Origin of the sequence: Qipengyuania pacifica (assembly GCF_019711555.1) — a bacterium.
GTDB classification, from domain to species: domain Bacteria; phylum Pseudomonadota; class Alphaproteobacteria; order Sphingomonadales; family Sphingomonadaceae; genus Qipengyuania; species Qipengyuania pacifica.
This window is the reverse complement of record NZ_JAIGNQ010000001.1, coordinates 931,046-957,314: the sequence shown is the minus strand read 5'-3', so window position 1 is coordinate 957,314 and position 26,269 is coordinate 931,046. Positions and strand designations below refer to the sequence as shown.

27 protein-coding genes and 1 tRNA gene are annotated in these 26,269 nt (G+C 59.4%); 15 read left to right on the top strand and 13 right to left on the bottom strand.

The annotated features are described in order from the left end of the window. Positions 1–732: a class I SAM-dependent methyltransferase gene (locus K3177_RS04700; RefSeq protein WP_221597292.1), complete on the bottom strand. Its 732-nt coding sequence runs from the start codon at positions 730–732 to the stop codon at positions 1–3. Between the two features lie 56 nt (positions 733–788). Here K3177_RS04700 and mutM point away from each other — a divergent pair, with 56 nt between their 5' ends. Then, on the top strand, positions 789–1,604 hold the full coding sequence (gene mutM / locus K3177_RS04695) for a bifunctional DNA-formamidopyrimidine glycosylase/DNA-(apurinic or apyrimidinic site) lyase (protein ID WP_221597290.1): 816 nt from the start codon (positions 789–791) through the stop codon (positions 1,602–1,604). A gap of 44 nt (positions 1,605–1,648) precedes the next feature. Here the strand turns inward: mutM and K3177_RS04690 are convergent, their stop codons facing one another. Next, positions 1,649–2,320 (bottom strand): glutathione S-transferase family protein, encoded by a 672-nt coding sequence (locus K3177_RS04690; protein WP_103024504.1) that lies wholly within the window; start codon positions 2,318–2,320, stop codon positions 1,649–1,651. Positions 2,321–2,614: 294 nt separating this feature from the next. Further along, a complete protein-coding gene (locus tag K3177_RS04685) occupies positions 2,615–3,268 on the bottom strand; it encodes a Crp/Fnr family transcriptional regulator (RefSeq protein ID WP_221597288.1) in 654 nt (217 codons plus the stop codon). Between the two features lie 239 nt (positions 3,269–3,507). On the opposite strand from K3177_RS04685, the gene K3177_RS04680 reads away from it, so the two are divergent. Beyond that, a complete protein-coding gene (locus K3177_RS04680; RefSeq protein ID WP_221597285.1) occupies positions 3,508–4,299 on the top strand; it encodes a response regulator in 792 nt (263 codons plus the stop codon). Positions 4,300–4,363: 64 nt separating this feature from the next. Here the strand turns inward: K3177_RS04680 and K3177_RS04675 are convergent, their stop codons facing one another. Further along, complete coding sequence (locus K3177_RS04675) at positions 4,364–5,974, bottom strand: CHASE domain-containing protein (protein WP_345725351.1); 1,611 nt, start codon at positions 5,972–5,974, stop codon at positions 4,364–4,366. 262 nt (positions 5,975–6,236) lie between these two features. Between K3177_RS04675 and K3177_RS04670 the strand changes: the two genes are divergently transcribed. From K3177_RS04670 to K3177_RS04660, 3 genes are read left to right on the top strand one after another with little or no spacing between them, the layout of a single operon-like run. Further along, positions 6,237–6,428 (top strand): NepR family anti-sigma factor, encoded by a 192-nt coding sequence (locus tag K3177_RS04670; protein WP_103024500.1) that lies wholly within the window; start codon positions 6,237–6,239, stop codon positions 6,426–6,428. Further along, the gene (locus K3177_RS04665; RefSeq protein WP_103024499.1) at positions 6,428–7,033 is read left to right on the top strand and encodes a sigma-70 family RNA polymerase sigma factor; all 606 of its coding nucleotides are present in this window, start codon (positions 6,428–6,430) and stop codon (positions 7,031–7,033) included. The genes K3177_RS04670 and K3177_RS04665 overlap by 1 nt, the downstream gene beginning before the upstream one ends. Positions 7,034–7,091: 58 nt before the next feature. After that, on the top strand, positions 7,092–8,270 hold the full coding sequence (locus K3177_RS04660) for an AI-2E family transporter (RefSeq protein WP_221597284.1): 1,179 nt from the start codon (positions 7,092–7,094) through the stop codon (positions 8,268–8,270). Between the two features lie 55 nt (positions 8,271–8,325). Here the strand turns inward: K3177_RS04660 and K3177_RS04655 are convergent, their stop codons facing one another. Continuing rightward, a complete protein-coding gene (locus K3177_RS04655) occupies positions 8,326–8,937 on the bottom strand; it encodes a superoxide dismutase (protein WP_221597282.1) in 612 nt (203 codons plus the stop codon). A gap of 174 nt (positions 8,938–9,111) precedes the next feature. Here K3177_RS04655 and glmM point away from each other — a divergent pair, with 174 nt between their 5' ends. Genes glmM through thiD form a run of 3 tightly spaced genes read left to right on the top strand, consistent with a single transcriptional unit; the run spans position 9,112 to position 11,518 of the window. Further along, positions 9,112–10,449 (top strand): phosphoglucosamine mutase, encoded by a 1,338-nt coding sequence (gene glmM, locus K3177_RS04650; RefSeq protein ID WP_221597280.1) that lies wholly within the window; start codon positions 9,112–9,114, stop codon positions 10,447–10,449. Beyond that, positions 10,449–10,688 carry a DUF1272 domain-containing protein gene (locus K3177_RS04645; protein WP_221597278.1) on the top strand — a complete coding sequence of 80 codons (240 nt, stop codon included), beginning with the start codon at positions 10,449–10,451 and terminating at the stop codon, positions 10,686–10,688. The genes glmM and K3177_RS04645 overlap by 1 nt, the downstream gene beginning before the upstream one ends. Continuing rightward, on the top strand, positions 10,685–11,518 hold the full coding sequence (gene thiD, locus K3177_RS04640; protein ID WP_221597276.1) for a bifunctional hydroxymethylpyrimidine kinase/phosphomethylpyrimidine kinase: 834 nt from the start codon (positions 10,685–10,687) through the stop codon (positions 11,516–11,518). Before K3177_RS04645 ends, thiD begins: the two co-directional genes overlap by 4 nt. On the opposite strand, the gene K3177_RS04635 is transcribed toward thiD, so the two are convergent. Further along, a complete protein-coding gene (locus K3177_RS04635; protein ID WP_103024493.1) occupies positions 11,515–12,390 on the bottom strand; it encodes an LOG family protein in 876 nt (291 codons plus the stop codon). The genes thiD and K3177_RS04635 overlap by 4 nt on opposite strands. A gap of 55 nt (positions 12,391–12,445) precedes the next feature. Further along, a tRNA-Trp gene (locus tag K3177_RS04630) sits at positions 12,446–12,521 on the bottom strand. Positions 12,522–12,606: 85 nt separating this feature from the next. Here K3177_RS04630 and aat point away from each other — a divergent pair. Beyond that, entirely contained in the window at positions 12,607–13,290 is a 684-nt protein-coding gene (gene aat / locus K3177_RS04625) for a leucyl/phenylalanyl-tRNA--protein transferase (RefSeq protein WP_221597274.1), read from the top strand. On the opposite strand, the gene K3177_RS04620 is transcribed toward aat, so the two are convergent. Genes K3177_RS04620 through K3177_RS04605 form a run of 4 tightly spaced genes read right to left on the bottom strand, consistent with a single transcriptional unit; the run spans position 13,194 to position 15,261 of the window. Further along, positions 13,194–13,727 (bottom strand): DUF2155 domain-containing protein, encoded by a 534-nt coding sequence (locus tag K3177_RS04620; protein WP_221597272.1) that lies wholly within the window; start codon positions 13,725–13,727, stop codon positions 13,194–13,196. The two genes, aat and K3177_RS04620, sit on opposite strands and share 97 nt — an antisense overlap. Positions 13,728–13,729: 2 nt before the next feature. After that, on the bottom strand, positions 13,730–14,128 hold the full coding sequence (locus K3177_RS04615; protein WP_103024491.1) for an NADH:ubiquinone oxidoreductase subunit NDUFA12: 399 nt from the start codon (positions 14,126–14,128) through the stop codon (positions 13,730–13,732). Between the two features lie 48 nt (positions 14,129–14,176). Next, the gene (locus K3177_RS04610) at positions 14,177–14,710 is read right to left on the bottom strand and encodes a DUF192 domain-containing protein (protein WP_247714219.1); all 534 of its coding nucleotides are present in this window, start codon (positions 14,708–14,710) and stop codon (positions 14,177–14,179) included. Next, positions 14,677–15,261, bottom strand: coding sequence for a regulatory protein RecX (locus K3177_RS04605; RefSeq protein WP_221597270.1), 585 nt, complete (start codon positions 15,259–15,261; stop codon positions 14,677–14,679). The genes K3177_RS04610 and K3177_RS04605 overlap by 34 nt, the downstream gene beginning before the upstream one ends. A gap of 130 nt (positions 15,262–15,391) precedes the next feature. Between K3177_RS04605 and K3177_RS04600 the strand changes: the two genes are divergently transcribed. The 6 genes from K3177_RS04600 (at position 15,392) to K3177_RS04575 (ending at position 22,793) form a co-directional block, all read left to right on the top strand. After that, a complete protein-coding gene (locus K3177_RS04600; protein ID WP_221597268.1) occupies positions 15,392–17,125 on the top strand; it encodes a fatty acyl-AMP ligase in 1,734 nt (577 codons plus the stop codon). A 138-nt stretch (positions 17,126–17,263) separates the two neighbouring features. Continuing rightward, positions 17,264–18,472 (top strand): toxic anion resistance protein, encoded by a 1,209-nt coding sequence (locus K3177_RS04595; RefSeq protein ID WP_221597266.1) that lies wholly within the window; start codon positions 17,264–17,266, stop codon positions 18,470–18,472. Between the two features lie 10 nt (positions 18,473–18,482). Beyond that, positions 18,483–19,241 carry a conjugal transfer protein TraF gene (locus K3177_RS04590; RefSeq protein ID WP_221597264.1) on the top strand — a complete coding sequence of 253 codons (759 nt, stop codon included), beginning with the start codon at positions 18,483–18,485 and terminating at the stop codon, positions 19,239–19,241. Further along, positions 19,241–19,543 (top strand): polyhydroxyalkanoic acid system family protein, encoded by a 303-nt coding sequence (locus K3177_RS04585; RefSeq protein WP_196847659.1) that lies wholly within the window; start codon positions 19,241–19,243, stop codon positions 19,541–19,543. Before K3177_RS04590 ends, K3177_RS04585 begins: the two co-directional genes overlap by 1 nt. A gap of 77 nt (positions 19,544–19,620) precedes the next feature. Continuing rightward, positions 19,621–20,253 (top strand): biliverdin-producing heme oxygenase, encoded by a 633-nt coding sequence (locus tag K3177_RS04580; RefSeq protein ID WP_221597262.1) that lies wholly within the window; start codon positions 19,621–19,623, stop codon positions 20,251–20,253. Next, positions 20,250–22,793: an HWE histidine kinase domain-containing protein gene (locus K3177_RS04575; RefSeq protein ID WP_221597260.1), complete on the top strand. Its 2,544-nt coding sequence runs from the start codon at positions 20,250–20,252 to the stop codon at positions 22,791–22,793. The genes K3177_RS04580 and K3177_RS04575 overlap by 4 nt, the downstream gene beginning before the upstream one ends. Positions 22,794–22,810: 17 nt before the next feature. Here the strand turns inward: K3177_RS04575 and K3177_RS04570 are convergent, their stop codons facing one another. Continuing rightward, entirely contained in the window at positions 22,811–23,533 is a 723-nt protein-coding gene (locus tag K3177_RS04570; RefSeq protein WP_221597258.1) for an energy transducer TonB, read from the bottom strand. 116 nt (positions 23,534–23,649) lie between these two features. Next, complete coding sequence (locus K3177_RS04565) at positions 23,650–26,121, bottom strand: TonB-dependent receptor (protein ID WP_221597256.1); 2,472 nt, start codon at positions 26,119–26,121, stop codon at positions 23,650–23,652. Positions 26,122–26,269: the final 148 nt, after the last annotated feature.

Sequence of the window (26,269 nt, the reverse complement as noted above, 5' to 3'; positions counted from 1 at the left end):
TCAGACTTTCCATCCCGAATGGATGGCGACCAAGCCGCCCATGATCGGTTCCACGCGAGTGTTTTCGAAACCTGCAGAGCGAATCATACGTTCGAAATCGGCCATGTTCGGAAAGCGCCGGATAGATTCGATCAGATAACGATAGCTATCCTCGTCGCCAGCAATGGCCTTGCCGATCTGTGGCACCAGCCTGTGCGAATAAAGATCGTAGGCTTCTTTGAAGCCCGGCCATTCAACGCTGGAAAATTCGAGACAGTAGAACCGCCCGCCATATTTCAGCACACGATGCGCCTCGCTCAGAGCCTTTTCGATATGCGTCACGTTCCGGATACCGAACGCGATAGTGTAGGCATCGAAGATGCGATTGGAAAAGCTCAGCTCTTCGGCATTCTGGCGGCTCCACACCAGACCGTCGATCCCGCGCTCCACGGCACGTTCAAGGCCGACATCGAGCATATCCTGGTTGATGTCCGACACCGTGACGCTGGCGCCATGGTCCGCCATGCGGAAAGCGATGTCGCCAGTCCCCCCAGCCATGTCGAGTATCGTTTCGCCATGCTGAGGCTTCACACGAGCAACGAAGCGGTTCTTCCATAGACGGTGCATGCCGCCTGACATTGCATCGTTCATGATGTCGTATTTTGAGGCGACGTTCGAAAAGACTTCGCCTACGCGGCCGGTTTTTTCGGACGCATCGATGTCTTCGTAGCCGAAGGAAACGGTATCATTCATGGCTGGGTGCCTTAGGGGTAATTGTGTGCCGGGCAAAGAGTGTTAGAGCGCACGACATGCCGGAGCTACCCGAAGTCGAAACCACAGTGCGTGGGCTCGCCCGTTTTCTAGATGGCGAACAGATCGTCAGTGTCCGGGTGAACCGGCCCGATATGCGCCGCCCCTTCCCTCCCGGACTCGTTCAGGCGATGACAGGAGCGACGATTTCTGGCCTCTCGCGGCGGGCCAAATACGGCTTGCTCCACACCGATCGCGACCAAACGCTGGTGTTTCACCTCGGCATGAGCGGTCGCTGGCGGATCGATCCCGAAGAAGCCGACAAGCATGACCACCTCGTTCTGGCGACGCGCGATCACGTGTTTGCCCTCAACGACCCCCGCCGGTTCGGTTCGGTTGACCTCCTGCTGGCGCCAGAGCTCGACCTGTGGCCACCTTTTGCCGCGCTCGGACCTGAACCGCTGGGTGAAATGCTTACACCCGAGCATCTGCGGGAAGCCACGCGCGGACGCAAACAGGCCATTAAGCTGCTTCTACTCGACCAGCGTGTCGTCGCAGGACTCGGTAATATCTATGTTTGCGAAGCTTTATGGCAGGCAGGGATCAACCCCCGCAAAGCGGGGGACAAGGTCACCATGCCGCAATTGCGCCGTCTTGTGCCGGCGATCAAGGATGTGCTGGAACGCTCAATCCGCGACGGCGGCTCGACCTTACGCGATTTTGCGCAACCCGATGGCAATCTAGGCTATTTTGCCACGCGCTTTCATGTTTACGGGCGAGAGAGGCAAGTCTGCCATCATGAAGATGGGGGCACGATCCGGCGTATCGTACAGGGTGGGCGAAGTACGTGGTTCTGCCCGGTCTGCCAAAAGTAGCCGCTCTGCTCGGCGTCAGCCCCGACGGCCGAGTCGCCCCCGTCCTATAAATCCAGCGAAGCGTATTCGCGAGGCGGCGGTATGCCTTCCATCTTTTCACTTAGCAGCGGCCTGAAGCTGGGACGGCTTTTCACGACCATATACCAGCCCTGGGTCTGCTCGTGTCCTTTCCAGTCGATCGCGCCCAGATATTCGACGACCGAAAGATGCGCGGCGCATGTCAGATCGGCCAGACTTAGCTGAGGCCCTGCAAGCCACTGCCGCGTGTCGACCAGCCAATCTATGTAATCAAGATGCCCGTGTAGCATTCGGCCGAGCTGGCGCAAAACCTGCGCATCTGGGGATTGGCGCAAGACTATGCGTTTCTTCATCTTTTCGTGAAGAGCGGGTTCGGTCACATCGGCGTAAAAATTATCATCGAACAACGCGACCAGCCTGCGAATTTCCGCACGCTGCAGAGCCGACCCGTTGATCATCGGATTACGATCTACCGTTTCTTCCAGATATTCGCAGATGGCCTGACTATCCGATAGCGCGGTACCCCGCCCCGCATCATGCAGAACAGGTGTGCGCCCGGCAGGGTTGAGGTGCCAGAATTCGTCTCGCCCTTCCCATGGGTTTTCCCGAACCAGTTCGTATGCAACGTTCTTTTCGCCCATCAGCAAGCGCAGTTTGCGGCTGAAGGGACAAAGAGGAAATTGGTATAGCTGCCACATGGGTTATTTGCCTTGGCACAAGCTTAGGGGGCGCGTCTACTAGCGCAGGAATGCTCGGGTAACTTTTATCAAAGGAAGATCGTGCCGTTCAATTGCCGCAAAATCCCCGACGGATCACGATAATTGACTTAGAATTAAAAAAAGGCCCCCGTTGATTTCAACGGGGGCCTTTCGGGATCGTATCACCAGCCGCTTGGACGGGAGGGGGGGTCTCGGCGGTGACATAGGGAATACGCGCCTTCTCAAGTAGAGTTCCCGGTCGCAACGAATTTTTTTAGCTACCGAAAATGCCAGTCATAAGAACGGCCTGCTCTTTTCACGAGAGCGATCGAACTGTGCGAAATCAGCCGCCTTCGCTAAATCAGGCACATGGATTTTTCGGGATTTCCATTCCACCAGCCCTTCGCGCTGCAACTGGCGCAGTGTTCGGTTGGTATGAACAAGAGATAGACCAAGCATATCCGCAATTTGCGACTGCGTAATCGACAACGCGAGAACGTTGCTTTCATCTGCCAGGCACGTGGATTGCGCCCGATCGATAAGCCAAACCGCAAGGTAAGTGACGCGTTCGCGTGCGTTGCGTTGCCCAAGCGACAGAATATGCCCCTCAAGAGCGGTTTCCTCCTTCGCGGCCAGCCACGTGATGTCGTATGCCAGACCAGGATTCTTCGAAACGAAACCTGCGAAGTCGCCACGCTTGAACCGACACAGGCGGGCGTCGATCAGCGCTTCGATGGTGTGGCTCGACGGCTCGTCGAATGCTCCTTGAAGACCGATCAGATCCCCTGGAAACATGAAGTTCAGTATCTGACGCCGCCCGTCCTCGAGCGATTGCGATCGGATCAGCACCCCTTCGAGAAGCGTGTACAGGCGATCGTAAGAAGCCCCTTCGTCGATCAGCACGTCGCCCCGATCGAGCCTAATCTCGCCGGCCTTGAATTCCTGCATGTAGGAAAGCTGCGTTTCGTCCAGCGGCCGCAGCCCCGGACAGGACTGCAATGGGCATGCAGCACACGGAATGGGATCGGTTACTTCGTGCAAGACAATCGTTTCCCCGTTTAACGATATTTCGGCGTGCGCATGCGCTGGGAAAAGCGCGCTTGTCAAACCGCGGGTTGCGACCCCGCAGCTCGGAACCTAAGCGGTTTCGGGACGTTAGAAGCGCGCACCTTAAGGAAGGGGTCTAAATGTCACTAGGTGATCAGATTGCTCGTAACTTGCCGTATCTGCGCCGCTATGCGCGCGCATTGACCGGCTCACAGGCCACGGGAGACGCGTTCGTCCGTGCCACACTCGAAGCCGCATTGGCCGACAGTGAACTCAAACAATCGCTCGAAGGTGGCCGCGTGCCCCTCTATCGCGCATTCAACAAGGTCTGGTCGAGCGCCTACCTTGATGTGCCTGAAACCGTTGGTGGCGAAGGGCACGAAGATGCGGCCCAGCACCGGCTCAAGTCGGTCACGCCGCTCAATCGCCAGGCGTTGCTTCTGACGACACTCGAAGATTTCTCGTCCGACCAGGCCGGTGAAATCATGGACATGTCGCCCGAGGATATCGAGCAGCTGGCGCAGGAAGCCATCTCGGAGATCGACAAGGAATCTGCGACCAGCGTTCTGATCATCGAAGACGAACCCCTGATCTCGATGCAATTGGAAGATCTCGTGACCTCACTTGGCCACGAAGTCTGTGGCACTGCCGCAACGCGTACGCAGGCGCAGGAAGTTGTAGCGGAAAAGACACCAGGTCTCGTCCTTGCCGACATTCAGTTGGCGGACGGCTCGTCGGGTCTCGACGCAGTCGACGATATCCTTGCGATCAGCAGCGTTCCCGTGATCTTCATCACAGCCTATCCCGAACGCCTCCTGACCGGAGACCGTCCGGAACCGACGTATCTCGTGACCAAGCCGTTCCAGGAACAGACCGTACGGGCTGCCATAAGCCAAGCACTGTTCTTCGGATCGAGCCGCCCGCTCGGCTGACCCGATCGGGAACATTATGAAATGAGAAACCCGGGCTTCGGCCCGGGTTTTTTAATATCTTTTTTTAGTGACCGCGGCCGCGACCGCTAGGACCCTTCTTCCGCAATTCGAACTCACTCGGCTTGCGCACTGGCACCAGCAAGGTGCAGCGTACGCCTTCCGGAGCGAAATCGAGCTCAACCGGATGCCTCAGTTCGTGCGCCACGATCTTCTCGATAAGGTCGGTCCCAAAGCCGCGGCGCATGGGTTTCAACACGGAAGGGCCGCCACTTTCCACCCATTCAATCTTGGCCAGCGTTTCGTTCATCTGGCTCCAGCGCACGGTCACGCAGCCGCCCGGTACGCTAAGCGACCCATACTTTGCCGCATTGGTCGCCAACTCGTGAATAGCCAACCCGAGAGAAAGAGCATCGTTTGGAGCAAGCTCGGTGTGCGGGCCCACCAGTTCCAGCTTCTGCTCTTCGTCGCGGGCATAGGGCGCAAGTTCCACATCGACGACAGAACGGATCGGGGTAGTGCCCCACTCCGATTGCGTCAGAAGATCATGAGTGGCCGACAGAGCCCTGATCCGGCCATCGAGACCTTCGGCAAACTCATCGAGACTTCCCGAACGACGCCTCGTCAAAGAGACGATCGAAAGGACGTTGGCGAGTGTGTTCTTGACCCTGTGGTTGAGTTCGCGGGTCAGCGAGTTCCGAATGGAGTTCTGCTCTTCGAACCAGATGATCGCCCGGCGGTCTTCCAGGGTCTGCTGTGTCAGAAGGCGGGATACCAGCATTAACAGGCTGGCAACGGCAAGACCGAACAGCAAGGTGATCATCGACATCGAAGAAAGGCCTTCAACGCGTGTCGACTGCACCTCGAGCAACATGCGCCGGTTGGCCAGGCTGACTTCGCGCGTCACAGCGGAGCGGCCATCGATCCACCCATCGCTCTGCGCAAGTATCGGCTCACCTTGGGCCTCCCCATCCCTCAACCGGGCACCGACAGATTCGTAGCTGACCAGATTTGCGGCCGATCCCAGGAATTGCGATGCATTGAATGGGCTGAAAATAAAGCCCTTGAGGTTACGCGCCATGCTCAGACCTTCGAAGACCGGCATGTAGATAAGAAAGCCGGCTGCATCGCCCCCGCCTTCCTGCACCAGCACGACGGGTCCGCTGGCCGTGGGACGATCATTGGCAGCTGCCAGATCCATCGCAGTACGGCGTACGGGTTGCGAATACATGTCGTATCCCAACGCCCTGCGATTACGCGCCGTATCGGGCTGCATATAGAGGATCGGCGTGAGGATTTCGCGAGGCTGCTCTTGCAGGGTCGGCCTGACCATCTTGTCGCTGATACGCTCGGCGTTCAGCCGTCCTTCGAAAGACCGCAACTGATTGGCTGCGACTACGGGGGCCCATCCGATGCCTTCCGCACCCCGGTAATTGGAATCCAGCCTGAGTTCGGAAACAAACCGGCGGAATACCGCGGGGGTCACGTCAGCCTGTGTGGAAAACAACGCCGCTCCTGCGCGTAAATATGCAGAGCTGGTGTAGGCACGGCGCTCGATTGCCGACGTCATCGCCTGCGCCTTGCGCGATACGTCAGCCGCATCGCGTTCGACCTCACCGCGTTCAATAGAGAACACGCTTAGGACTGTTATCGCCGTCACGAGAACGAATATCAGCACCGGAATACCGCGCGGATAATCGATCAGCCAACGCCTGCGGCGACCCTTGCGTTGGAGTTCTTCCGTGACCAGCTTCCTGCCCCTGACGATTTACCCGGCGATATAGTATGCTGCGCACGCCATTTGGTTCCGAAATGAAATGGGTGGGAACACTGTGCCGCCATGTGCGTTGTGCGAAGCACGTTCGGGATCGAATTTTTCCGCTGCTGCGTCTGTTCAGAGGCCCTGGCGGGAATTCTAAGAGGGCAATATCTTTTAAGCCATGACATCACACACGCCGAGAAATCCGCAGCGGCAACCCGCCAGCGGTTCACCTGCCGCTTCCAGCGGGTCCGGAAAAGAAAAAGACCCTGACTGGGCCAACGGCCTCAAGCAGCTCTACGACTCCGTAGTCGAAGAGCCGCTGCCTGACAGCTTTCAGGATCTGATCGACAAGCTGGATTCCAACAGCTGATGCCGCCCGAAGAACGGACGGCCTCCGAAAAAGCCGATTTCAAGCGTGAACTGACCGATGTCGTGCCCCACCTTCGTGCGTTTGCACGCGGTCTTTGCGGGCGTGCCGACATGGCGGACGACCTGGTGCAGGAGACGCTACTGAAGGCGTGGGCCGCACAGGAGCGTTTTCAGCCGGGTACAAGCATGCGGGCCTGGACCTTCGTCATTCTGCGCAATGCCTATCTGACCGATATGCGCCGCAACCGTTTTCGCGGGGAGTATGACGAAACCGTTGCAGAGCGCGTGCTGACGGCGCCTGCCGGACAGGAAGAACCCATCCATTTGTCGGATATGCACAGGGCGTTGCTTACCCTTCCACCGGAACGGCGCGAGGCACTGCTGTTGGTTGGCGCCGGCGGTTTTTCCTACGAAGAAGCAGCAACTATCTGCGACTGCGCGGTCGGCACGATCAAGAGCCGCGTCGGACGTGCGCGCGCTGCACTCAACGCCATGCTGGCGGATGGAAACATTCCCAAGCGCTCAATCGGTGACGATGCCGCCCACCGCGCAATTCTCGAAGAATTGGACGATGTGGCCGCAGGGCAGGGTTCCAGCCGCAGCTAGATTATCTTTGCCTTCGGGCCGCTTGTCACATCTTGCAGCGCGAGGCAGATAGTCTGTTATGAACGAGACGGAGTCACCTCAGCAAGGCGATGCGCCGGCGATACCACGCCGGTCGCGTCGTCGTGCTTTTGCCGAGCAGGAACTGCGCCTTATTTCCTCGCTCGTCTTGCTAATCGGGTTAGGTCTTTTCTTTGCCTTGCCATTCGTGCTGTCGATCGGCTCCGTGGTTTTTCTGCCGGTGGTAACCGCGCTGGTCCTCACGGTTATTCTTTCGCCACTGGCGGACAAACTCAACGGCTGGGGCCTTCCCAACGCCCTTGCCTCATTTGCCGCTCTCATCATCTTTTTCGCAATTCTGGTGCTGGCACTGGCAACGATCCTGCAGCCGGCAATCGCGCTGTTCGACGATGTTCCGGCCATGGCCCAGCAGGTAATGGCCCGCTTCGGCGAAGTTCGCGAGCAATTTGCCTGGGTAGCCTCGCTGAATAAACAGCTGGCAACCTTCATGAACACCGACAGCACGCGCGAAGTGGTACTGGCGGCACCCAGCCTGCTGGAGCAGGTGGCGTTCGCCACCCCGAGTGTGGTTCTCGAAGTGGTGCTGACGCTCCTGATGGCGTATTTCATGATAGAGGCGCGGGTGAGACTTCGTCAGCGACTACTGTTCGGTCGTGCGAGTTTCGGTACCAGCATCAAGGCAGCGCGCGTCATTCGCGAAGTGCAGGACCGCGTCGCCGCGTACATCCTGACGGTCGGCTGGATCAACGCTGTGGTCGGAATCATAGTAGCCTTGGGCGCCTGGGCCCTGGGCATAGACGCGCCGATCATGTGGGGCGGCCTTGCGGCGCTCCTTAATTTCCTCCCCTATGTCGGCCCCATTGTGATGATTGCATTGCTGGGGCTCTTCGGGATCGGGACTTCAGATACAATCTTGCTGGGCCTTGTGCCGGCTCTTGCTTACCTTGCGCTACACACCGTTGAAGCAAATCTGGTAACTCCTTCCATACTTGGTGCTCGCTTCACGATGAATCCGGTCATGATCCTCATTGCGCTATCCTACTTCACATGGATCTGGGGCGTATTCGGGGCGCTGCTGTCCGTTCCGATCCTGTTGATGCTGACCGCGTTATTCGACCATATCGGCAGGCCCAATCTGGTTGGCTTCATTTTTGGCGAACCGTTGTTCACTGCCAATCTTTTCGACGAAGAAGACACCGCGGAACAGGGCGCCGAATAGAAAACCCGCCGCCATTTCTGGCGACGGGCTTTGGAAACTTCACATGAAGCCTTGATCAGCCGGGATATTTCCAGGTTGTTCCGCGCGCAAGGTTTTCACTTGCGAACTTCCAGTTCAGCTTGCCGTTAACCGCATCAAGATAGGCCGGACGCGCATTTTGGTGGTCCAGATAATATGCGTGTTCCCACAGGTCGATCACAAGAAGCGGATTGAATTCACCCTGATCTGCGAGCGTATCGCCATCATGGGTTTCTTCGATGCTCAGCTTGCCGCCCTTCACGGCGAGCCACACCCAGCCACTAGCGAAATGTCCGGCTCCGCGCTCGGCAAGCTTTTCCTTCAAACCGTCCGTCGACCCGAAGGCATCATCGATCATGCTCTTCAGCTCGTCGGAAGCGCCGGTTTCGTCGGCTGCCATCGAATGCCAGTAGAAACCGTGGTTCCAGCTTTGTGCCGAGTTGTTGAAGAGGCCTGCATTGCTGCCACGAGCGGCAGCAATGACGTCTTCCAGGCTCTTGTCTGCCAGATCGCCGCCTTCGATCGCCGCGTTAGTCTTGTCGATATACGCCTTGTGATGCTTACCATGATGGAACGACAGGGTCTTTGCCGATACGGCAGGCTCCAGCGCGGTGTCTTCGTAAGGCAGGTCGATCAGCTCAAAAGCCATTGATTTTCCCCTCTTGGGTTGGTGTGAAAGAATTTCGTACTCGCGTCCCTAACGTATTGGCGCGCGCGTGGTTGCACATAGCCACGATATTACGCGCGAAAAGGGGGACGGTCGGTCTTTTATTCATGCTCCAATCGGGCCATGGGTCAATCGGCAAAAGGGGATCGCGGATAGATGGCACGCAAATTTTTCGGTACCGACGGCATTCGCGGTCGCACGAACGAAGGCGCAATGACGGCCGCTACTGTCATGCGCGTCGGGCAGGCTGCCGGCACCCATTTCCTACGCGGCGAACATCGCCACCGTGTGGTCATTGGCAAGGACACACGCTTGTCGGGTTACATGATGGAAAGCGCCCTGGTCGCAGGTTTCACCAGCGTGGGAATGGACGTCATCATGACAGGACCATTACCCACACCTGCGATCGCGCTGCTGACGCGCGAAATGCGCGCCGACCTGGGCGTGATGATTTCCGCCAGCCACAATCCCTTCGAGGATAATGGCATCAAGTTGTTCGGACCAGACGGATACAAACTCTCGGACGACGCCGAAGCAGCAATCGAACTCCTGTTGGAACAGCAACCGCTGCTGGTTCAACCTGACCGCATCGGTCGTGCCCGCCGGATCGACGACGCAAGCGGGCGGTATATTCATGCCGTAAAGCAATCCATATCCTCGGAGATACGTTTCGATGGGCTCAAGGTCGTCGTCGATTGCGCTCACGGCGCGGCATACGAAGTAGCCCCTAGCGCCATATGGGAACTGGGCGCGAACGTGATCGCAATCGGCGTTTCCCCTAATGGCACCAACATCAACGATGGGGTCGGCTCGACCTCCCTCGCCGCCATGCGTGAGCGCGTTGTCGAAGAAGGTGCCGATATCGGCATCGCACTGGATGGGGACGCGGACAGGCTGATAGTTATCGACGAGAAAGGCAACACCGTCGATGGCGATCAGATTATGGGTCTGATCGCTACCCGCCTTCACGAGCAAGGCGCACTAAGGGGTGGCGGTGTCGTCGCCACCGTCATGTCGAACCTTGGTCTCGAACGATATTTGCAAAGCATGGGCCTGACGCTTGAGCGCACCAAGGTAGGCGATCGTTACGTACTTGAACGCATGCGTGCTGGAGGTTTCAACCTTGGCGGCGAGCAATCGGGACATATGATCCTGACCGACCATGCCACGACTGGCGATGGGACCATGGCCGCGCTCAGCGTACTGGCAAGTTTGGTGCGCACGGGCAAACCAGCCAGCGAATTGCTTCATGTCTTCGATCCGGTACCACAGCTTCTCAAGAACGTCCGCTACTCTGGCAGCACACCTCTGGAGAATGCAGTGGTCAAACAGACGATGTCCGATGCCGAGAACGAACTGGCGGGCAAGGGCCGCCTTGTCATTCGTGCGTCCGGTACCGAGCCGGTCATCCGTGTCATGGCCGAAGGTGACGATGCGGCTCAGGTCGAGGCGGTAGTCGACCGGATTTGCGAAGCCGTAAAGGCTGCCGCCTGATGCTGGAGATGCGACCCGAATGCGACCGGTGTGGCGCCGGACTGCCTGCCGAAGCCGCCGGAGCCTTCATCTGCAGTTTAGAATGCACCTTTTGCGCGACATGTGCTGACGAACTCGATGACATCTGCCCCAATTGCAAGGGCGAGCTGATGGACCGCCCGACACGCCCCAAAAGGCTTCACGAGAAATACCCCCCAACAAGCCTGCGCGCTCAGGGCACTTCGACAGGCGCCGGATGAGCGAGAACGCTCCCCCTCCCCCCCGCATATTGTCCATAGCCGGCTCGGACAGCTCAGGCGGCGCCGGCATTCAGGCAGACATCAAGACGATCACGATGCTGGGCGGTTATGCCATGACCGCCATTACCGCCGTAACGTCGCAAAACACTTGCGGTGTCGTTGGGGTGGAAGCGCTGTCGCCCCAGTTTGTTCTCGATCAGGTCGAAAGCTGCCTGTCCGACATCGGTGCGGATGCAATCAAGATCGGTATGCTTGGTTCGCCCGAGACAGCAACCTTGCTTGCTGAGCGGCTCGACACCTTTGCGGGGCCTATCGTGTTCGATCCGGTCATGGTTGCTACAAGCGGGTCGATCCTGGCCGATGAAGACACGATCGCCAGCTTCGCGGCGCTGATGGACATCGCCACTGTCGTCACCCCCAACCTGCCCGAACTGGGCGTGTTGGCCGGGCGGGAAGCGATCGCCGATGACGAGGTGTTCGATGCGGCAGCAGCGCTCGCCAGCCGTTTCGGGGTACAAGTGCTGGCCAAGGGCGGCCATGCGGGCGACGAAACGCAGGTCATCGACCGGATCGTGTCGCCCACCGGCAAGTTAGCCAGCTTCGCCCATGCGCGGATCCAGACGCGGCATACGCATGGGACGGGGTGTACGCTGTCTTCGGCGCTGGCGACCATGCTTGGATATCGCCAGCCGCTGGTCAACGCCGTGCGCATTGCGCGTGCCTTCACCTATGCCGCGATAGAGAATGCGCCCGGCTTCGGAGAGGGATCGGGCCCGATGGGACATCAGGCGGTTCGCAAGTTGGAACCGCCCGAAGAAATCCCTCGCTAGAGTTCGTAGAAAGCGCTGATGTGATCCCAGGCTTCCTGGGCATCTTCGCACCAGCGGAACAGATCGAGATCTTTCCTGGATATCGTTCCTTCGTCGGCCAGCGCCTCGAAATCGATGACGCGCGTCCAGAAATCCTTGCCGAACAGGAGGATCGGCATCGGCTTCATCTTGCCGGTCTGGATAAGCGTGAGAAGTTCGAAGAATTCATCGAACGTGCCGAAGCCGCCGGGGAAGACCGCAACCGCCTTGGCGCGCAGGAGGAAATGCATCTTGCGCAGCGCAAAGTAGTGGAAGTTCAGCGATAGATACGGCGTCACATACTGGTTCGGCGCCTGTTCGTGCGGCAGGATGATGTTGAGCCCGACGCTTTCGGCACCCGCATCGCTGGCGCCCTTGTTGGCCGCTTCCATGATCGACGGACCGCCGCCAGAGCACACTACGAACTGGCGCTTCCCATTTTCGATGATCGAGCGTTCGGAAGCGATCCGCGCCAGCTTGTACGCTTCGGTGTAATATTTGCTCTTCTTCACGAGGTTTTCGACGACCCGCCGTTCGTCTTCGGGCAGATCCTTGGCCCCTTCGAGCGCCGCTTCGCAGGCATCTTCGGGAGGAATGCGCGCGCTGCCGTACATCACCAGCGTGGAGCCCACGCCCGCTTCGTCGAGCAGCATTTCCGGCTTCAGCAGTTCGAGTTGGAACCGCACCGGGCGCAATTCGTCGCGCAGGAGAAAGTCCGTATCCTGAAATGCCAGTTTATAGGCAGGATGGGCTGTCTGCGGCGTTTGCAGCTGCGTTTTTTCGAATTCGGCTTCTTTGTCGGCCGGATAGAACTTGCGATCAGACAGATCGCGTTCGCTTTTCTTGTCGGTCATGGGCAGCGCGATAGGGCGCAGGCAAGCCGCGCACAAGCGCTGAAGGACAAGGAAATGGCAGGGGTGACAGGATTCGAACCCGTGGCCCTCGGTTTTGGAGACCGATGCTCTACCAGCTGAGCTACACCCCTGCAGGAAGGGCGCGCATTAGTATGGCCACCGACACTTGGCAAGGCGCATATCGCTTGTTGAGATGAAGTGCTATTATTCCAGCCTATGCATGCTCCCGTTTCGCCCCCAATTCCGATCGAACTTCTGCTGCGCGCCTATCGTGGCGGCGTTTTCCCCATGGCCGACCACCGTAGCGATCCCGAAGTCTACTGGGTGGAGCCGCGCGAGCGAGCGATCATTCCGCTCGACGGGTTTCGTCTTTCGAAAAGCCTGAAGAAAGTGCTGCGGCAAGATCGTTTTCACGTCACTTGCGACACCCGTTTCGCCGATGTGATTGGCGAATGCGCCGCCCCGCGCGAGGAACATGCCGAAAGCTGGATCAGCCACAGGATCGAGGCGAGCTACCGCGCGCTGCATGCGGCCGGACACGCCCATTCCATCGAATGCTGGCAGGACGGCGAGCTAGTCGGCGGGCTCTACGGCGTCAGCTTCGAGCGGGTATTTTGCGGCGAAAGCATGTTCAGCCGCACCGCCGATGCCAGCAAAGTCGCGCTGGCATGGCTTGTCGCGGCGATGCGTCAGGCAGGTTTTGCCCTGCTCGACTGCCAGTTCATGACTGATCATCTGGCCACCATGGGGGCCGTCGCCGTACCGCAATCGCGGTATATGGACATGCTGATCGCCGCAGACGGCTATCCCGCAGCGTCGCTACCCGACGCCGTCGCGCGATTCGCAGCATCTTCTTCGCCCGGGAAATCCATCGCACAGTCCTTGACCCAGACGTCGTAGATCGGGTGTTCCACGACATTCAGGCTGGGCGAGTTCTTGAACAGCCAGCCCGAAAAGACTTTCGCGAACTGGTCTTCGGTGCCGCGTTGCCGGACGAGCAGCTGCACGAATGCGCCCGTTTCCTTCGGCATTTCCCAGGGAGCCGTACGCTCGCACGCTTGAAGGCGGACTATGACGTCGCCGATACGCTGTTCTTCGCCGGGACGCATTTCGAGATCCTGGCTGACATTGTTGCGTTTGTTGAGGAGGCCGAGCGTCGCGACCCGTTCCGCCATGGGTGTGCCGATATTCGCTTCGTCGGCAGGCTGCACAGGCGTTTCCGCCTGCTGCACGCTTTCCGGGATCGTCGTCCGGATGGCATCTTCGGGTTCGGCAGTTTCCTGCCCGCAGGCCGCAACAGCCGCCGTCGCAGCGACAAGGGCGAATGCCCTGCGCATGGTCACGCCTCTGGCGACCAGGCTTCGTAGTCGCCTGTAGCCTTGGCCCGCTTGCCACCCATTTCCAGCGCACCGGCAGGGCGGTAGGCGCCTACCGTGCCAGTGGCATTCGGTGTATAATCGGCTTCCCAGATACGAGCAGGCGGAAGATTGCTTTCCGGTATGTCATCGAACGCCCCGTGGAGCCAGCCGTGCCATTCACTCGGAACGCGGCTCGCGTCATTGGTGCCTTCGTAAATGACCCAGCGACGTTCCCGGCCGTCACCGGTCTTCTTCTTCGAACGATAATAGCGGTTGCCCTGCACATCTGTGCCGACATGCTCCCCATTGCGTGAGGACCACAGGAGAGTGCCGATCGTGGCGCCGTCCCACCAGGTGAAAATCTTGCCGAGGAAGTTCATGGTCGCGCGGTTAGCGGATTCGCGCGCAGTGGCCAAGCCATTCGATGATCACCATTCCACCAAATCGCCCGGCTCTATGCCAAGTTCCTGTGCCCGACCGCCACGCAATTCGAGCACACCGAGCACCGGACCGACGGAATAGACCGATTCGAGCGAATAAGGCTCTGCCATCGCGGCGATGTTGGAAATCCGCCGATCCGGACCGATGAAGATGATATCGAGCGGCAGCGGCGTGTTCTTCATCCAGAAACTCTGCGCCGTCACCCCGCCATAGGGGAAGATCATGCCTTCGAAATCACCGAGTTCGGTGCGAAACATCAGTCCTCGCGCCTGAGATTCGGGCGTGTCGGCGACTTCGACCTTGAAGCCGATTCGTTCGTCCCCACTCGTCACGGTCAGCGGCACCACCCGCAAACCGGATATCGGATGATTGGCAGCCGCCGCGGTGCCAGCGGCAGTCGGCCCCTTGTCCGCCGACGCTTCGGCCTGGGTCTGGGGCGAGCAGGCGGCCAGCGCCGCCAGCATGGCGAGAGCGCAGCCCGATCCCCTCAGCCGAGTTCGTCCGAAGCTTCCGTGACCCATTCTTCCAGTTCCTCGACCGTGGACGCTTCTATGACGCGCCGTGCCATGTCGAAATCATGGCCCGCCCTGACCACTGCGGCAAGCTGCTTTTCACGAAGTTTGCGGGCGTCTTCGGCGCCCGCTTCGCCTAATCGCCCGAACGGCCCGAACCGGCGTTTGCGGGCGAGAACCACAACCGCCTGTCGCATGTGGGCTTCATCCGGTTGCAGGACTTCGCGAAGATCCTCCGCGATGCCGGCGGACCGCAAGGTCTGTTCGACACGCCGCCCGCCATAGCCGCGGGCGACCAGATCGTTGGCCTTGGCGCGGCCATAGGCTTCGTCGTCGACATAACCCTTGTCCACGAAGCTGGAGATCAGCGTTTCGATGTCGGGTTCTTCGCCATCGACAAATCCGCGCTCGTGCAATTTACGCCTGAGGTAGGTCCGCAGCTTGCCCGCGCTCGTCGCAAATCGCGCCACATAGGCGAGCGCCAATTCTTCCAGTCGATTGCGATCAAGCGGTTTTGCGCGGCGGCGAGTGTGACCAGATGTTGCGCGTTCATCATTCATCGGCCATATTCCTGCCACAGTCCTTTAAGAATGGGAAACGTGGGAGAGTGCGCAGCCGCCGGTTTGCGCATTAACAGCGCAATGAGGTAAGCCGTAAGGCACCAGCTATTCACGGGTATCGCCGAAAATTATGACCGACGCCGAAATTTCGCCGACGCCGAACGATTGCGACCTGCCGCGTCGCCGTTCGGATTTCGCGACCTTCAACGAAGCCATCGACTACGCTGCGCGGAGTGCGAAGGGTCTCAACTTCCATGACATGCGTGGCACGCTGGAATGCAGTTACCCCTATGTGCAGATGCGCGAGGATGCGATCCAGGGTGCATACCGCCTGGTTGCGATGGGCATCGAAAAGGAAGACCGCGTCGCAATCGTCGCGGAGACCAGCCCGGAATTCGCGGCGCTTTTCTGCGCCTGTACCCTGATGGGGGCATGGCCGGTTCCGCTGCCGCTGCCGACCACCTTCGGCGGCAAGGAAAGCTATATCGACCAGCTTTCCGTTCAGTTGCAGAGTTCCGATCCCAAAATCCTGATCTATCCGGGTGAGATCTCGGACATGGCCAAGGCCGCGGCCGATCGCCAGGGCTGCGCGGGCGAAAGCTGGGAAGATTTCAACCAGCGCCCTGCGCCCGAGGCCGAGCTTCCCGAAGCGAAGCCGGAAGACATCTGCTATCTGCAATATTCATCCGGATCGACCCGCTTTCCCACAGGCGTTGCGGTAACCCACGAAGCGCTGCTGCACAATCTGCGCGGCCATGCGGAATCGATGGAAATCGGCACGAACGACCGCGTGGTCAGCTGGCTGCCGTGGTATCACGACATGGGCCTGGTGGGCTGTTTCCTGTCGCTGATCGCCAACCAGGTTTCGGTCGATTATCTCAAGACCGAACATTTTGCGCGCCGCCCGCTTGCTTGGCTCGATCTGATCAGCCGCAACAAGGGCACCACGCTGAGTTATTCGCCGACATTCGGTTACGACATCTGCGCACGCCGCATTTCGAGCCAGACGCATGTCGAGGATCGGTTCGACCTGTCGCGCTGGCGGGTCGCAGGCAACGGGGCCGACATGATCCGCCCCGACGTGATGCAGAACTTCGTCAACGCCTTTGCCGATGCAGGCTTTCAGGCGAGCAGTTTCAATCCCAGCTATGGCCTGGCCGAGGCGACGCTTGCCGTTACCGTCATGCCCCCGGGCGAAGGCATCCGGGTCGAACTGGTCGAGGAAGAGCGCCTGTCGGGGCGCCCGCGCGACCTGTCCAAGCCCGCACGGTATCGCGCCATCGTGAACTGCGGCAAGCCGATCCCGGGCATGGAAGTCGAAATTCGCGGGGAGAACGACCAGATCCGCGGCGATCACCAGATCGGCAAGGTCTGGTGCCGCGGCAAAAGCGTCATGCATTCCTATTTCCGTAACGAGGAAGCCACCAACGACTGCCTGGTCGATGGCTGGCTGGACACGGGCGACATGGGATACATGGCCGACAATTACCTGTTCATCGTGGGCCGTGCGAAGGACATGATCATCATTAACGGCAAGAACCTGTGGCCGCAGGACATCGAATGGGCGGTCGAGCAATTGCCGGGCTTCAACCACGGCGACATCGCGGCCTTTTCCATCGATACCGAAGGCGGTGAAGAAGCGCCTGCCGTGCTGGTCCACTGCCGGGTGTCCGACCCCGAGGAACGGATCAAGCTGCGCGACCAGATCGCGGACAAGGTGCGCGGCGTGACCGGCATGAGCTGCGTCGTCGAACTGGTCCCCCCGCGCACCCTGCCCCGCACCAGTTCCGGCAAGCTGAGCCGGGCGAAAGCGAAGAAGCAGTACCTGTCGGGAGAGATCACCCCGCTCGACCTGGCTGCCTGAGGATTTTCCGGCAGCAGAATTGCCTTGCGCTTGCCCGCCAGGGCGCGGCACTATCGCCGCGCCGGGTGACAGTGCGCTTGAAGATCGTGTATTGCCACCCTAATACAGGATCATAGCCGCTTGGAGAGACCTGCGCCCATGAGCGATACGAAAACGCAGACTGCCACCGAAACCGCGTTCGACCTGACGCCCCCCGATCCGGTGCCCGAGGTCAAGCCGGAGAAGGCTGCCGGGCTGGTACCGGTTTCGGACGAGGTGAAGAGCAAGCTGGAAACCAAGGTCGACGGGTTTGTCGAAGACCTGATTTCGCAGGATGCGAATTCGCCGGAGTTCGGCAAGAAGGTCGACCAGCTCACCAATATGGGCCGCAAGGAAATCATGGCCGCGGCCGGCATGTCCAACCGTTTCCTGGACCGCCCGGTGCGGGCCATGGACAAGGACGAAGGCGTCGGCGCCAATCTGGCCGAATTGCGGCGTGTCGTCGAAGAGCTCGATCCGGGCAAGCGCGGCAAGCTGGCCGGCCCGCGCAAGATCCTGGGCATCATTCCGTTCGGCAACAAGCTGACCAATTATTTCCGCAGCTACCAGAGCGCGCAGACGCATATCCAGTCGATCCTCAACAACCTTGCCAGCGGCAAGGACGAGCTGATCATGGACAATGCCGCGATCGACGTGGAGCGGCAGAAGCTGTGGGAGGCGATGGGCAATCTGGAACAGATGATCCACATTTCCAACACGCTGGACCAGAAGCTGGAAGACAAGGCCGCCGAACTCGACGCGACCGATCCGGCCAAAGCCAAGGCGGTTCGCGAAACCGCGCTGTTCTATGTCCGCCAGCGTACGCAGGACCTGCTCACGCAGATGGCGGTCAGCGTGCAGGGCTACCTCGCGCTCGACCTGGTGAAGAAGAACAATGTCGAGCTGGTCAAAGGGGTGGACCGTGCCAGCACCACGACCGTGGGTGCGCTGCGCACCGCGGTAACCGTGGCCGAAGCGATGACGAACCAGCGCCTGGTGCTGGGACAGATCACGGCCCTGAACGAAACGACTGCGGGCATCATCGATTCCACCAGCACTCTGCTGCGCGACCAGACCGGCAAGATCCACGAACAGGCCGCCGCGAGCACGATCCCGCTGGAAACGCTGCAGCGCGCGTTCCAGAACATCTACGACACGATGGACGAGGTCGATAGCTTCAAGCTGCGCGCGCTCGACAGCATGAAGCAGACGGTTACGCTGCTGACCGACGAGGTCGAGAAGTCGAAGGGCTATATCGCACGCGCCGAAGGCCAGGCGCAGGCCCAGAAGCAGGTTGCCGAAAGCGGCCTGCTGAGCATCGAGGGCTGAGGGCGGCATCGTGAACGACCTCACCCGCGACAGCGACCGGATATTGTCCGAAAGCAAGGCGCTGGTGCGCGACAACCGCGAAGGCGGCCGCCACCGGCGCGCGCCCTCGATCGGGCAGGGCTCGGCCAAGGCGAAGCGCGATCATCTGCTGAAGAAGGTCCGCAACGTCGTGATCGCGGTATTTGCAATCTGGCTGGCAAGCGGTGTCGCCGGAGCGATCTTCAGCGGCATCGGTTTCTGGGGCGTGATGGGTGTGCTGGTGGCCAGCATCATCGCGATTGCGGTGTTTTCCAGCTATCCGAAAATGGGCACGCCCAAGCGGGCGGACATCAACAAGGGCAACGTCCGGCAGATGGTCGGCCGCACCGAATTGTGGCTCGAAGCGCAGCGCCCCGCCCTCCCTGCGCCAGCCGCGCGGATAATCGACGATATGGGCGTGCAGCTCGATGCGCTGGGCCTGCAGCTCGAAGGGCTCGACCAGAACCACCCCAAGGCACGCGAAGTGCGCAGTCTGGTGGGAGAACAGCTGCCCGAGATGATCGACAGCTACCGCCGCATCCCTGCCCATCTGCGCAACGAACAGCGCGCCGGTTCTACGCCGGACGAGCAATTGACCGACAGCCTCGGCAAGATCAGCGGCGAAATCGATTCCATCACCCGGCAGCTTGCGGAAGGCTCGCTCGACGATCTCGCGATCAAGCACCGCTATCTGGATTACAAATTCGGCGAAGGGGCCCAGACGAGCCCGCAATTGGAGAACAAGAGCTGATGCGCGTTCCTATTCCCCACGACATCGGCAAGGAAGAGGTGCGGCGACGCCTTCACGCACGCAGCCATGAAATCGGCCAGTTCGTTCCCGGGGGCGTGGCGGATGTGCAGACGGCTTGGCCGAACGAGGACCGGATGGACTTGTCGGTCAAGGCCATGGGTCAGGGCATCGACGGCAGCGTCATCATCGAGGATGCGCAGGTTATCTTCGAAGTAAACCTGCCCCCTGCGCTTTCGTTCGTCGAACCCATGGTGGCGAGTGCTATCCGCCAGCAAGGACAAAAGCTGATCGCGCCGAAGTAACCAGGCGCGCTGCACAGTCCAAATTTCGCTTCTCAGGAACCATTTGCAATCCCGTTCGCTTTGCGTCGAGGAAGGGCGTGCATTCGGCCATCGATTGTTTATGCATCCGCTTCCGTGGGCGCAGCGGTAGGGAAAGCGAGGCCGAGCGAATGCCGATATCTAAGGCAGTGGGTCGCACCACTAGGGATTATCTCAGGGAAGCCACCGCGGACAGCCATGAACGGCTGGATCTGCTAATGGGCGAGCTCGTCGTCGATGACGAGGCAGCTTATGCAAAGTTTCTTCAAATCCAATGGCATGCCCGGGTCGGTGTCGAGAACTGGCTTCAGGAAAGCCATGTCGAGGCAATGCCTCCGCACCAGACGGACCTGATCGCGCGCGATCTGGCGGCGCTGCGCTGCGCGCTGCCGGACAACCCGCCTGCCTTCGTTCCGTCGGCAGACGCCGATCCCATGGGCACGGTCTGGGTGCTGGCCGGTTCTTCGCTAGGTAATCGTGCGCTTTTGAAGCGGTTGAAGAAGACAGGCACTGCGCTTCCGACCTCGTTCCTCTCCGATCCCCGGATGGTGCAGTTCTGGCAAGATCTGCGACCCGCACTAGAGAGGCCACATAGTTTGACGGACGACCAGGCGGTCCTAATGGCAGCGCAAGCGACATTCGCCCATTTTCAGCAAGTAGCCATGAATACTCGGGTAATTGAGCCAGCATGACGAACCCATCCAATGTCACGCTGTCCAATTGCGATCGTGAACCAATCCATCAGCTGGGCCAGATTCAGGCTTTCGGCGCATTGATCGCCGTCAACTCGGATTGGTTTGTCGCGCATCGATCAACCAATCTGGAAGACATCTTCGGGCGTGGACGCACGGTCGAGATAGGGGCCAGCCTGACGCGATTGATGACGCCAGGCGCGATGGACCTGCTGCGCAGCGCGGCGGCGAACCTGGCCATTCCCGATCAGGTCGAACGACTTTTCGGGGTAGCCTTGTTCGGTACGGACGATCTGTTCGACTGTGCGCTGCATTCGTCAGGTGCGAACACGATAATCGAAATCGAGCCTCACGCGGCGGGCGATCTCAACCGCCAGCTTGCCGTCCTGCGGCCAATCATGAGCCGCCTCGAGAAGCACGCGGACTTGCTGCCACTCGTCGAGGAAGCTGCCCGGCAGCTTCGTCACACGCTGCAAATCGACCGGGTCATGGTCTATCGCTTCCGCGACGATCTTTCAGGAGAGGTCATCGCCGAAGCAGCCCGGGAAGATCTCGAGAAATTCCGCGGTCTGCGCTATCCCAAATCGGATATTCCGACGCAGGCCCGCGCCCTTTATGTGCGTAATCGCTTTCGGATCATCGCCGATGTCGAAGCTGAACCCGTGCCGATCGAGCCCGGCATTTCGCTCGAAGGGGAACCGCTCGATCTCAGCATGAGCGCACTACGTGCGGTCTCACCGATCCATATCGAATATCTGCACAATATGGGCGTGGGAGCCTCGCTCTCCATCTCGATCATAGTCGGTGGCAAGCTTTGGGGGCTCTTCGCCTGTCATCATTATGGCCCCAAACTGCTGCCTTACACGCAGCGAACGGCGGCGGAGCTTTTCTCCGAACTGTTCTCACTGGTACTGGACCGCACCTTATCGCGCCAGATCGCCAACCGGCGCGATCTGGGGCGCGATATCCACACGCGTCTGATGCGTGACGTGGCAGCAGGGACGCCCCTGTCTTCCAGTCTTCCCATGATCGAACCGGTCATCCAGCAGGTCATTCCCCATGACGGCGTGAGTATCTTCGTCGAGGATATTTACGATTCACGTGGGTCTGCCCCGAACGAGGAAGAATTCCGCGCCATCGTACCCGGTCTCAATGCCGCTGCGACGAGCCGGCTGCTGGCAAGCGAACAGATCGCGGAAAGAATGCCGCGGGCGACGCGGTTTGCCGATCGCGCGGCGGGGGCATTGATTATTCCCGTATCGCGCACCCCGCGCGATTATCTGGTCCTCTGGCGCAAGCCGCTTACGCAAACGGTCGTATGGGCGGGCAATCCGGAAAAACCGGTCGAAACAGGTCCGAATGGCGATCGCCTCACGCCACGAAAGAGCTTCGAAGCATGGCAGGAAACCGTAGAGGGCCGTGCGGAGAAATGGTCGGAAGCAGAACTGGACATCGCTGAAGGCCTGCGCGTCACCCTGCTCGAAATCATTCTGCGTTTAACCGACGAGGCAGTCGCAGAGCGGGCCAAGGCTCAGCAACAGCAGGAACTGCTCATTGCGGAGCTGAACCACCGAGTTCGCAATATCCTCAATCTTATCCGTGGCCTGATCAACCAATCGAAACACGATGCGCCCGATATCGACACCTTCGCTCAGATCGTTGGAGGCCGGATCAGTTCACTCGCATCGGCCCATGACAATATCACCAAGGGCAACTGGTCTCACGCCCCGTTTTCGGAACTCATCGAAACCGAAGCCAATGCCTATCTGACCGGCAAGAAGGACCGCCTGGATGTGCAGGGGCCCGAGGCCATGATCGCGCCGGAAGCCTATACGGTGATGGCGCTCGTCATTCACGAGATGATGACAAACTCCGCCAAATACGGCTCACTCAGCGATCAGTCCGGTCAGCTGGAAGTGATCGTCAGCCGCGACGACGACGACAATTTCTGTGCAACCTGGCGCGAGAGCGCGGGACCACCGGTAAAGCCGCCCAAGCGGCGCGGGTTTGGCAGCACCATCATCGAGCGCTCCATCCCTTATGAACTCAAGGGCACTGCAGAAATCGATTACCGGCTGGAAGGGGTAGAAGCGCGCTTCTGCATCCCTGCCCGCTTCGTCGAATGGCGTGCGCGCGAAACCGCCGGCGCGGCTGCCCAGGCAAAGCAACGAAAGGCAACAGCGTTGGATAATCTTCCAGAAAGCGTCCTGCTGGTTGAAGACAGCATGATTATCGCTCTCGATGCGGAAGACTGTCTGAAGGAGATGGGCATCACGAAGGTCCGTATAGAAAGCTCCGTCGCCGGCGCTCTGGATGCGCTGGCGAAGTCTCCTCCCGCCATGGCCATTCTCGACTATAATCTCGGTCGGGAGAACAGCGAGCCGGTGGCCCGCAAGCTACAGGAACTGGGTATACCTTTCTGGCTAGCAACCGGGTACGGCGAAATGCAGGACCGTGTGGAAGAGCTTGGAGCCTCGGGCCTCCTTACCAAACCCTACGGCAAGGATGAGCTTGTCGAAATGGTCGGCAGTCTGTCCTGATCCAAAGGTCTAGCTTCTTAATTGAAGAAGCGTTGCTGGTAGAAGAAAGTCGCACTGACCGCATTCCCGGCAAAATCTCTCGCTGGTTCGAACCGGAGCTGATCCAATGCCAACCGGCATACGGTTGCGTCGGTTTCCGGAAAGGGGCTTGGACGGTAGATGCTACACTGCGTCGCGCGCCCTTCCGCCGAGACGGTCAGGCGGACAATGACCGATTGACCAATGCGGGCTTGCCTCCCCCCGGGAGGGACTGGAAAGGCACTGGCGTTGGTAATCGCCCGGGTTAGCACTGGCTTGGTTGCGATCCCGCCGCCCTGACCGTTACCGCCCGTATCGCTCCCCGTGCCGTCTCCTTCACCCGCGCGACCAGTGCCTGCCCCGTCGTCTGTAGCTCCCGATGTTTCCGCTGTGCCGGTCGACGACGCGCGGGGTGCAGGCAGGGCATCAGGTCTGCGAATGGGCGGTTCGGGTGCAGTAACGGGTTGCGGCACCGCTTCGCGACCCGGGTCACCCTGCGCGCCCGCAGGTTCGGGCTCATCGGGTTCTGGCTCCGGCTCGGGAGTCGTGACCGTCACGGTAAACGCAGATACGACCTTCTGTTCGACCTGCGAGACCGCGGACGGCGCAAAGCTGCGTATCAGGAGATAGAAAATGGCGACATGAAGGAGCACGATCAGCGCGATCACCCATGGGTTGGGTTTTCGCCGGATCTGGGAGTAGCGAGTGATTTGCTCGTTCATTTCTGAACAACCGCATAGCTCCAGTGCCCGTTCCGGTCACCATCGATGATCCACACGAAAAAGGGCGGCCCTCCAAGCAGGAGAGCCGCCCTACATACTTTATGCGAACTGGAAGCTTAGAAGCCCCAGATCAACGATGCCGTGAACGCACGTGGGCTGCCGATATTCACGAATTCGCCTGAGGTCGTCAGACCGGTCGGAGCCGAGCCGATATAGACTTCGTCGAGGAGATTGACGACGTTGATCTGGATGAACGCCTTGTCGAAGTCCTCGTTGAAGTAGCCAAGCGACAGGCGGGCATCGAGATCGGCCACCGTATATCCCGGTAGTTCGATGGTGTTGATGTCGTTTAAGAAGCGCGAACCGGTGCGCTTGACCTGCACGCCCAGTTCGAGCGGTCCAAGATCAGCCTGTGCGCGAGCGCCCAGCGTGTAACGCGGAGCACCTGCTTCACGCTTCCCAGCAGTCGGAGCAAAGGTAGTCTCGCCCGTCTGCACGTCTTCATCTATTTCGGATTTCAGATAGGAACCGAATACATACAGCAGGAACGGATCGGACGGCTTCCAGGCAATGCTGCCATCGACGCCGTACTTTTCGACCTTCCCAAGGTTACGCGTGATCGAACGGTCCAAGATCGGATCGTATGCAGTTGCAAGACGGTTGTTGTACTGGTTGTACCAGCCCGTGATCTGCGCCTGAATGTTACCAGTCTGATAGCGAACACCAAGATCGAAAGAGTCCGACGTTTCCGGAACTGGCGATACGCCGACAAACAGCGATCCATAGAGCGGGTCCGTGCTTGGTACCGAGAGGTTCTTGGCGTAACTTGCGAAAATACTGGCCGACGGAGTGATGTCGTAGTTCAGCCCGATGTTCGGCAGCAGCTTGTCATATTTATAGGTAGCCGACGTAGGCGCCACGAACGTGGGGTTCGCTGCAAGATAGTCAGCAATCGCTTCAGCGCCATTGATGCAGTTGACGTTGCCCGAGGCGTCGGTCGTCACGCAGTACTGGTTGAGCTCACGTTCGAAGAACGGTGCGCGCACACCCAGCGTAGCAGTCAGATCGCCGAACTGTCCGCGATATTCGCCAGAAATCTGGTTGAGGATCGCAAACGATTTCCGGTTGCGCTTCTGCGGAGCGATGCCGTCCGCATCGAGAAGCGGATCGTTGGCAGGGAAGACGTCGAACGGCTCTGCATTCTGACGCAGCAGTCCAGCTGTACCCGTCTGGCGGTGACGCGCGTGGTCGAGCGTATAAGCGAGACGTACCCGGTGATCCGGATTGATATCGTAGATGAGGTTGGCGATCACACCGTAACGGTTGGTACGAGTGTGGCTCGGCGAAAGTATCGTGACATAGTCGAGAGTGTCACCATCGCCGTTGAGATCGACTCCGCCGAAGTAATAGTACTGCGTGGAGCGAGTAGGGCGAGCAGCGTTTCGTGCATCGGTTGTAAACAGGCCGCCTGTAAAGCCATCTACGGAAGCCCCCTCAAAACCCACCGAGGTACCACCGCCGTTCGCCTTGACGTATTGGAAGCTAGGATCCACGGTCAGCGTTAGCTTGTCGCTCAGCGTGAAGAGCGAATTGATGCGAACATTGCCTGTATTCGAAGGATTGTAACGACGCTCAAACGGCGTACCGCAGGTATTATACGTATCCGGCGCGCCTGTTACGCCGGTCACAACCGTGCAAGGCGTACCGTCAGAAAGGTCGTAAAAGCGATCCTCAGGCTCTGCGATCGGATTAGAAGTGCCGTCGAAACGGAAGGGCGAACCGTTGAAGTTGTTGCGGTTCACATTGTAGTGGGCAGCGATCGAGATGAAGTCGCCGTTGTCGCCCAGCGGTTGGAAGATCTTGCCGTTATACTGCTGCTTGTTGACGCCGCCATAGTTCGAGAAGGTGGATTCATTCTCGGTGGTCGAAGCGCTGAAGAAGGCTTTGAGGCCGCCCGTGGTAAGCTCGCCGGTTTCGACCTTGCCGAAGAAGCGGTACATCATGCGATCGCCCGGATTACCGCGCGAAATGATGTTGCCGTAGGTGGTGGCAGTGTAAACGCCGAACTCATCGTCCGGAACCTTCGTACGAATATTGATCGTGCCACCGGCGGCCGCAGCGGTCGGGCTGTCAACATCGGTCGAGCCGAGCGTAACAGTGGCCGCTTCGATGATTTCAGGATCAACCATCTGGTTGGTGTAAAGAGCGTAGTTGCCCGAATCGTTCAGCGGAATGCCGTCGAACGTCTGCGAAATACGATCCGAGTTAAAGCCGCGGATGGTGAAGCTGCCACCGAGCGAACCGAAGGGATCGTTGTTGGTGAAGCTGACGCCGGGGACGAGGTTCAACGTGTCGTTGATCGTCTGGCCGGGTGCCTGGCGCAGGATCAGTTCGGAATCGAGCTGAACCTTGGCCTTCGGCGAATCGGGTATATCGACCCCGCCAACATCGGTGCTGCGCGCACCCGACACGACGATGACATCGTCGTCGAAGTTGAGCGAGCCGGTCGACTGCGCGGCGGCAGGAACGGCGACCATGGCGCTGGCGGTGCTGACCACCGATGCGGCCAGGAGAAACTTGAATTTCATCAGAGTAGACCCCTTCAGTCTCTTGATGCGGGATTGCAATGCGAGAGGTGAGCCCCCGCTAGGCGGGACACGTTTCCGCAAAGCGATGGAAATATGACAGAGTCAAGACAACCGTGATACTTCTGCCGAGGGTTCAGGTGTCCGATCA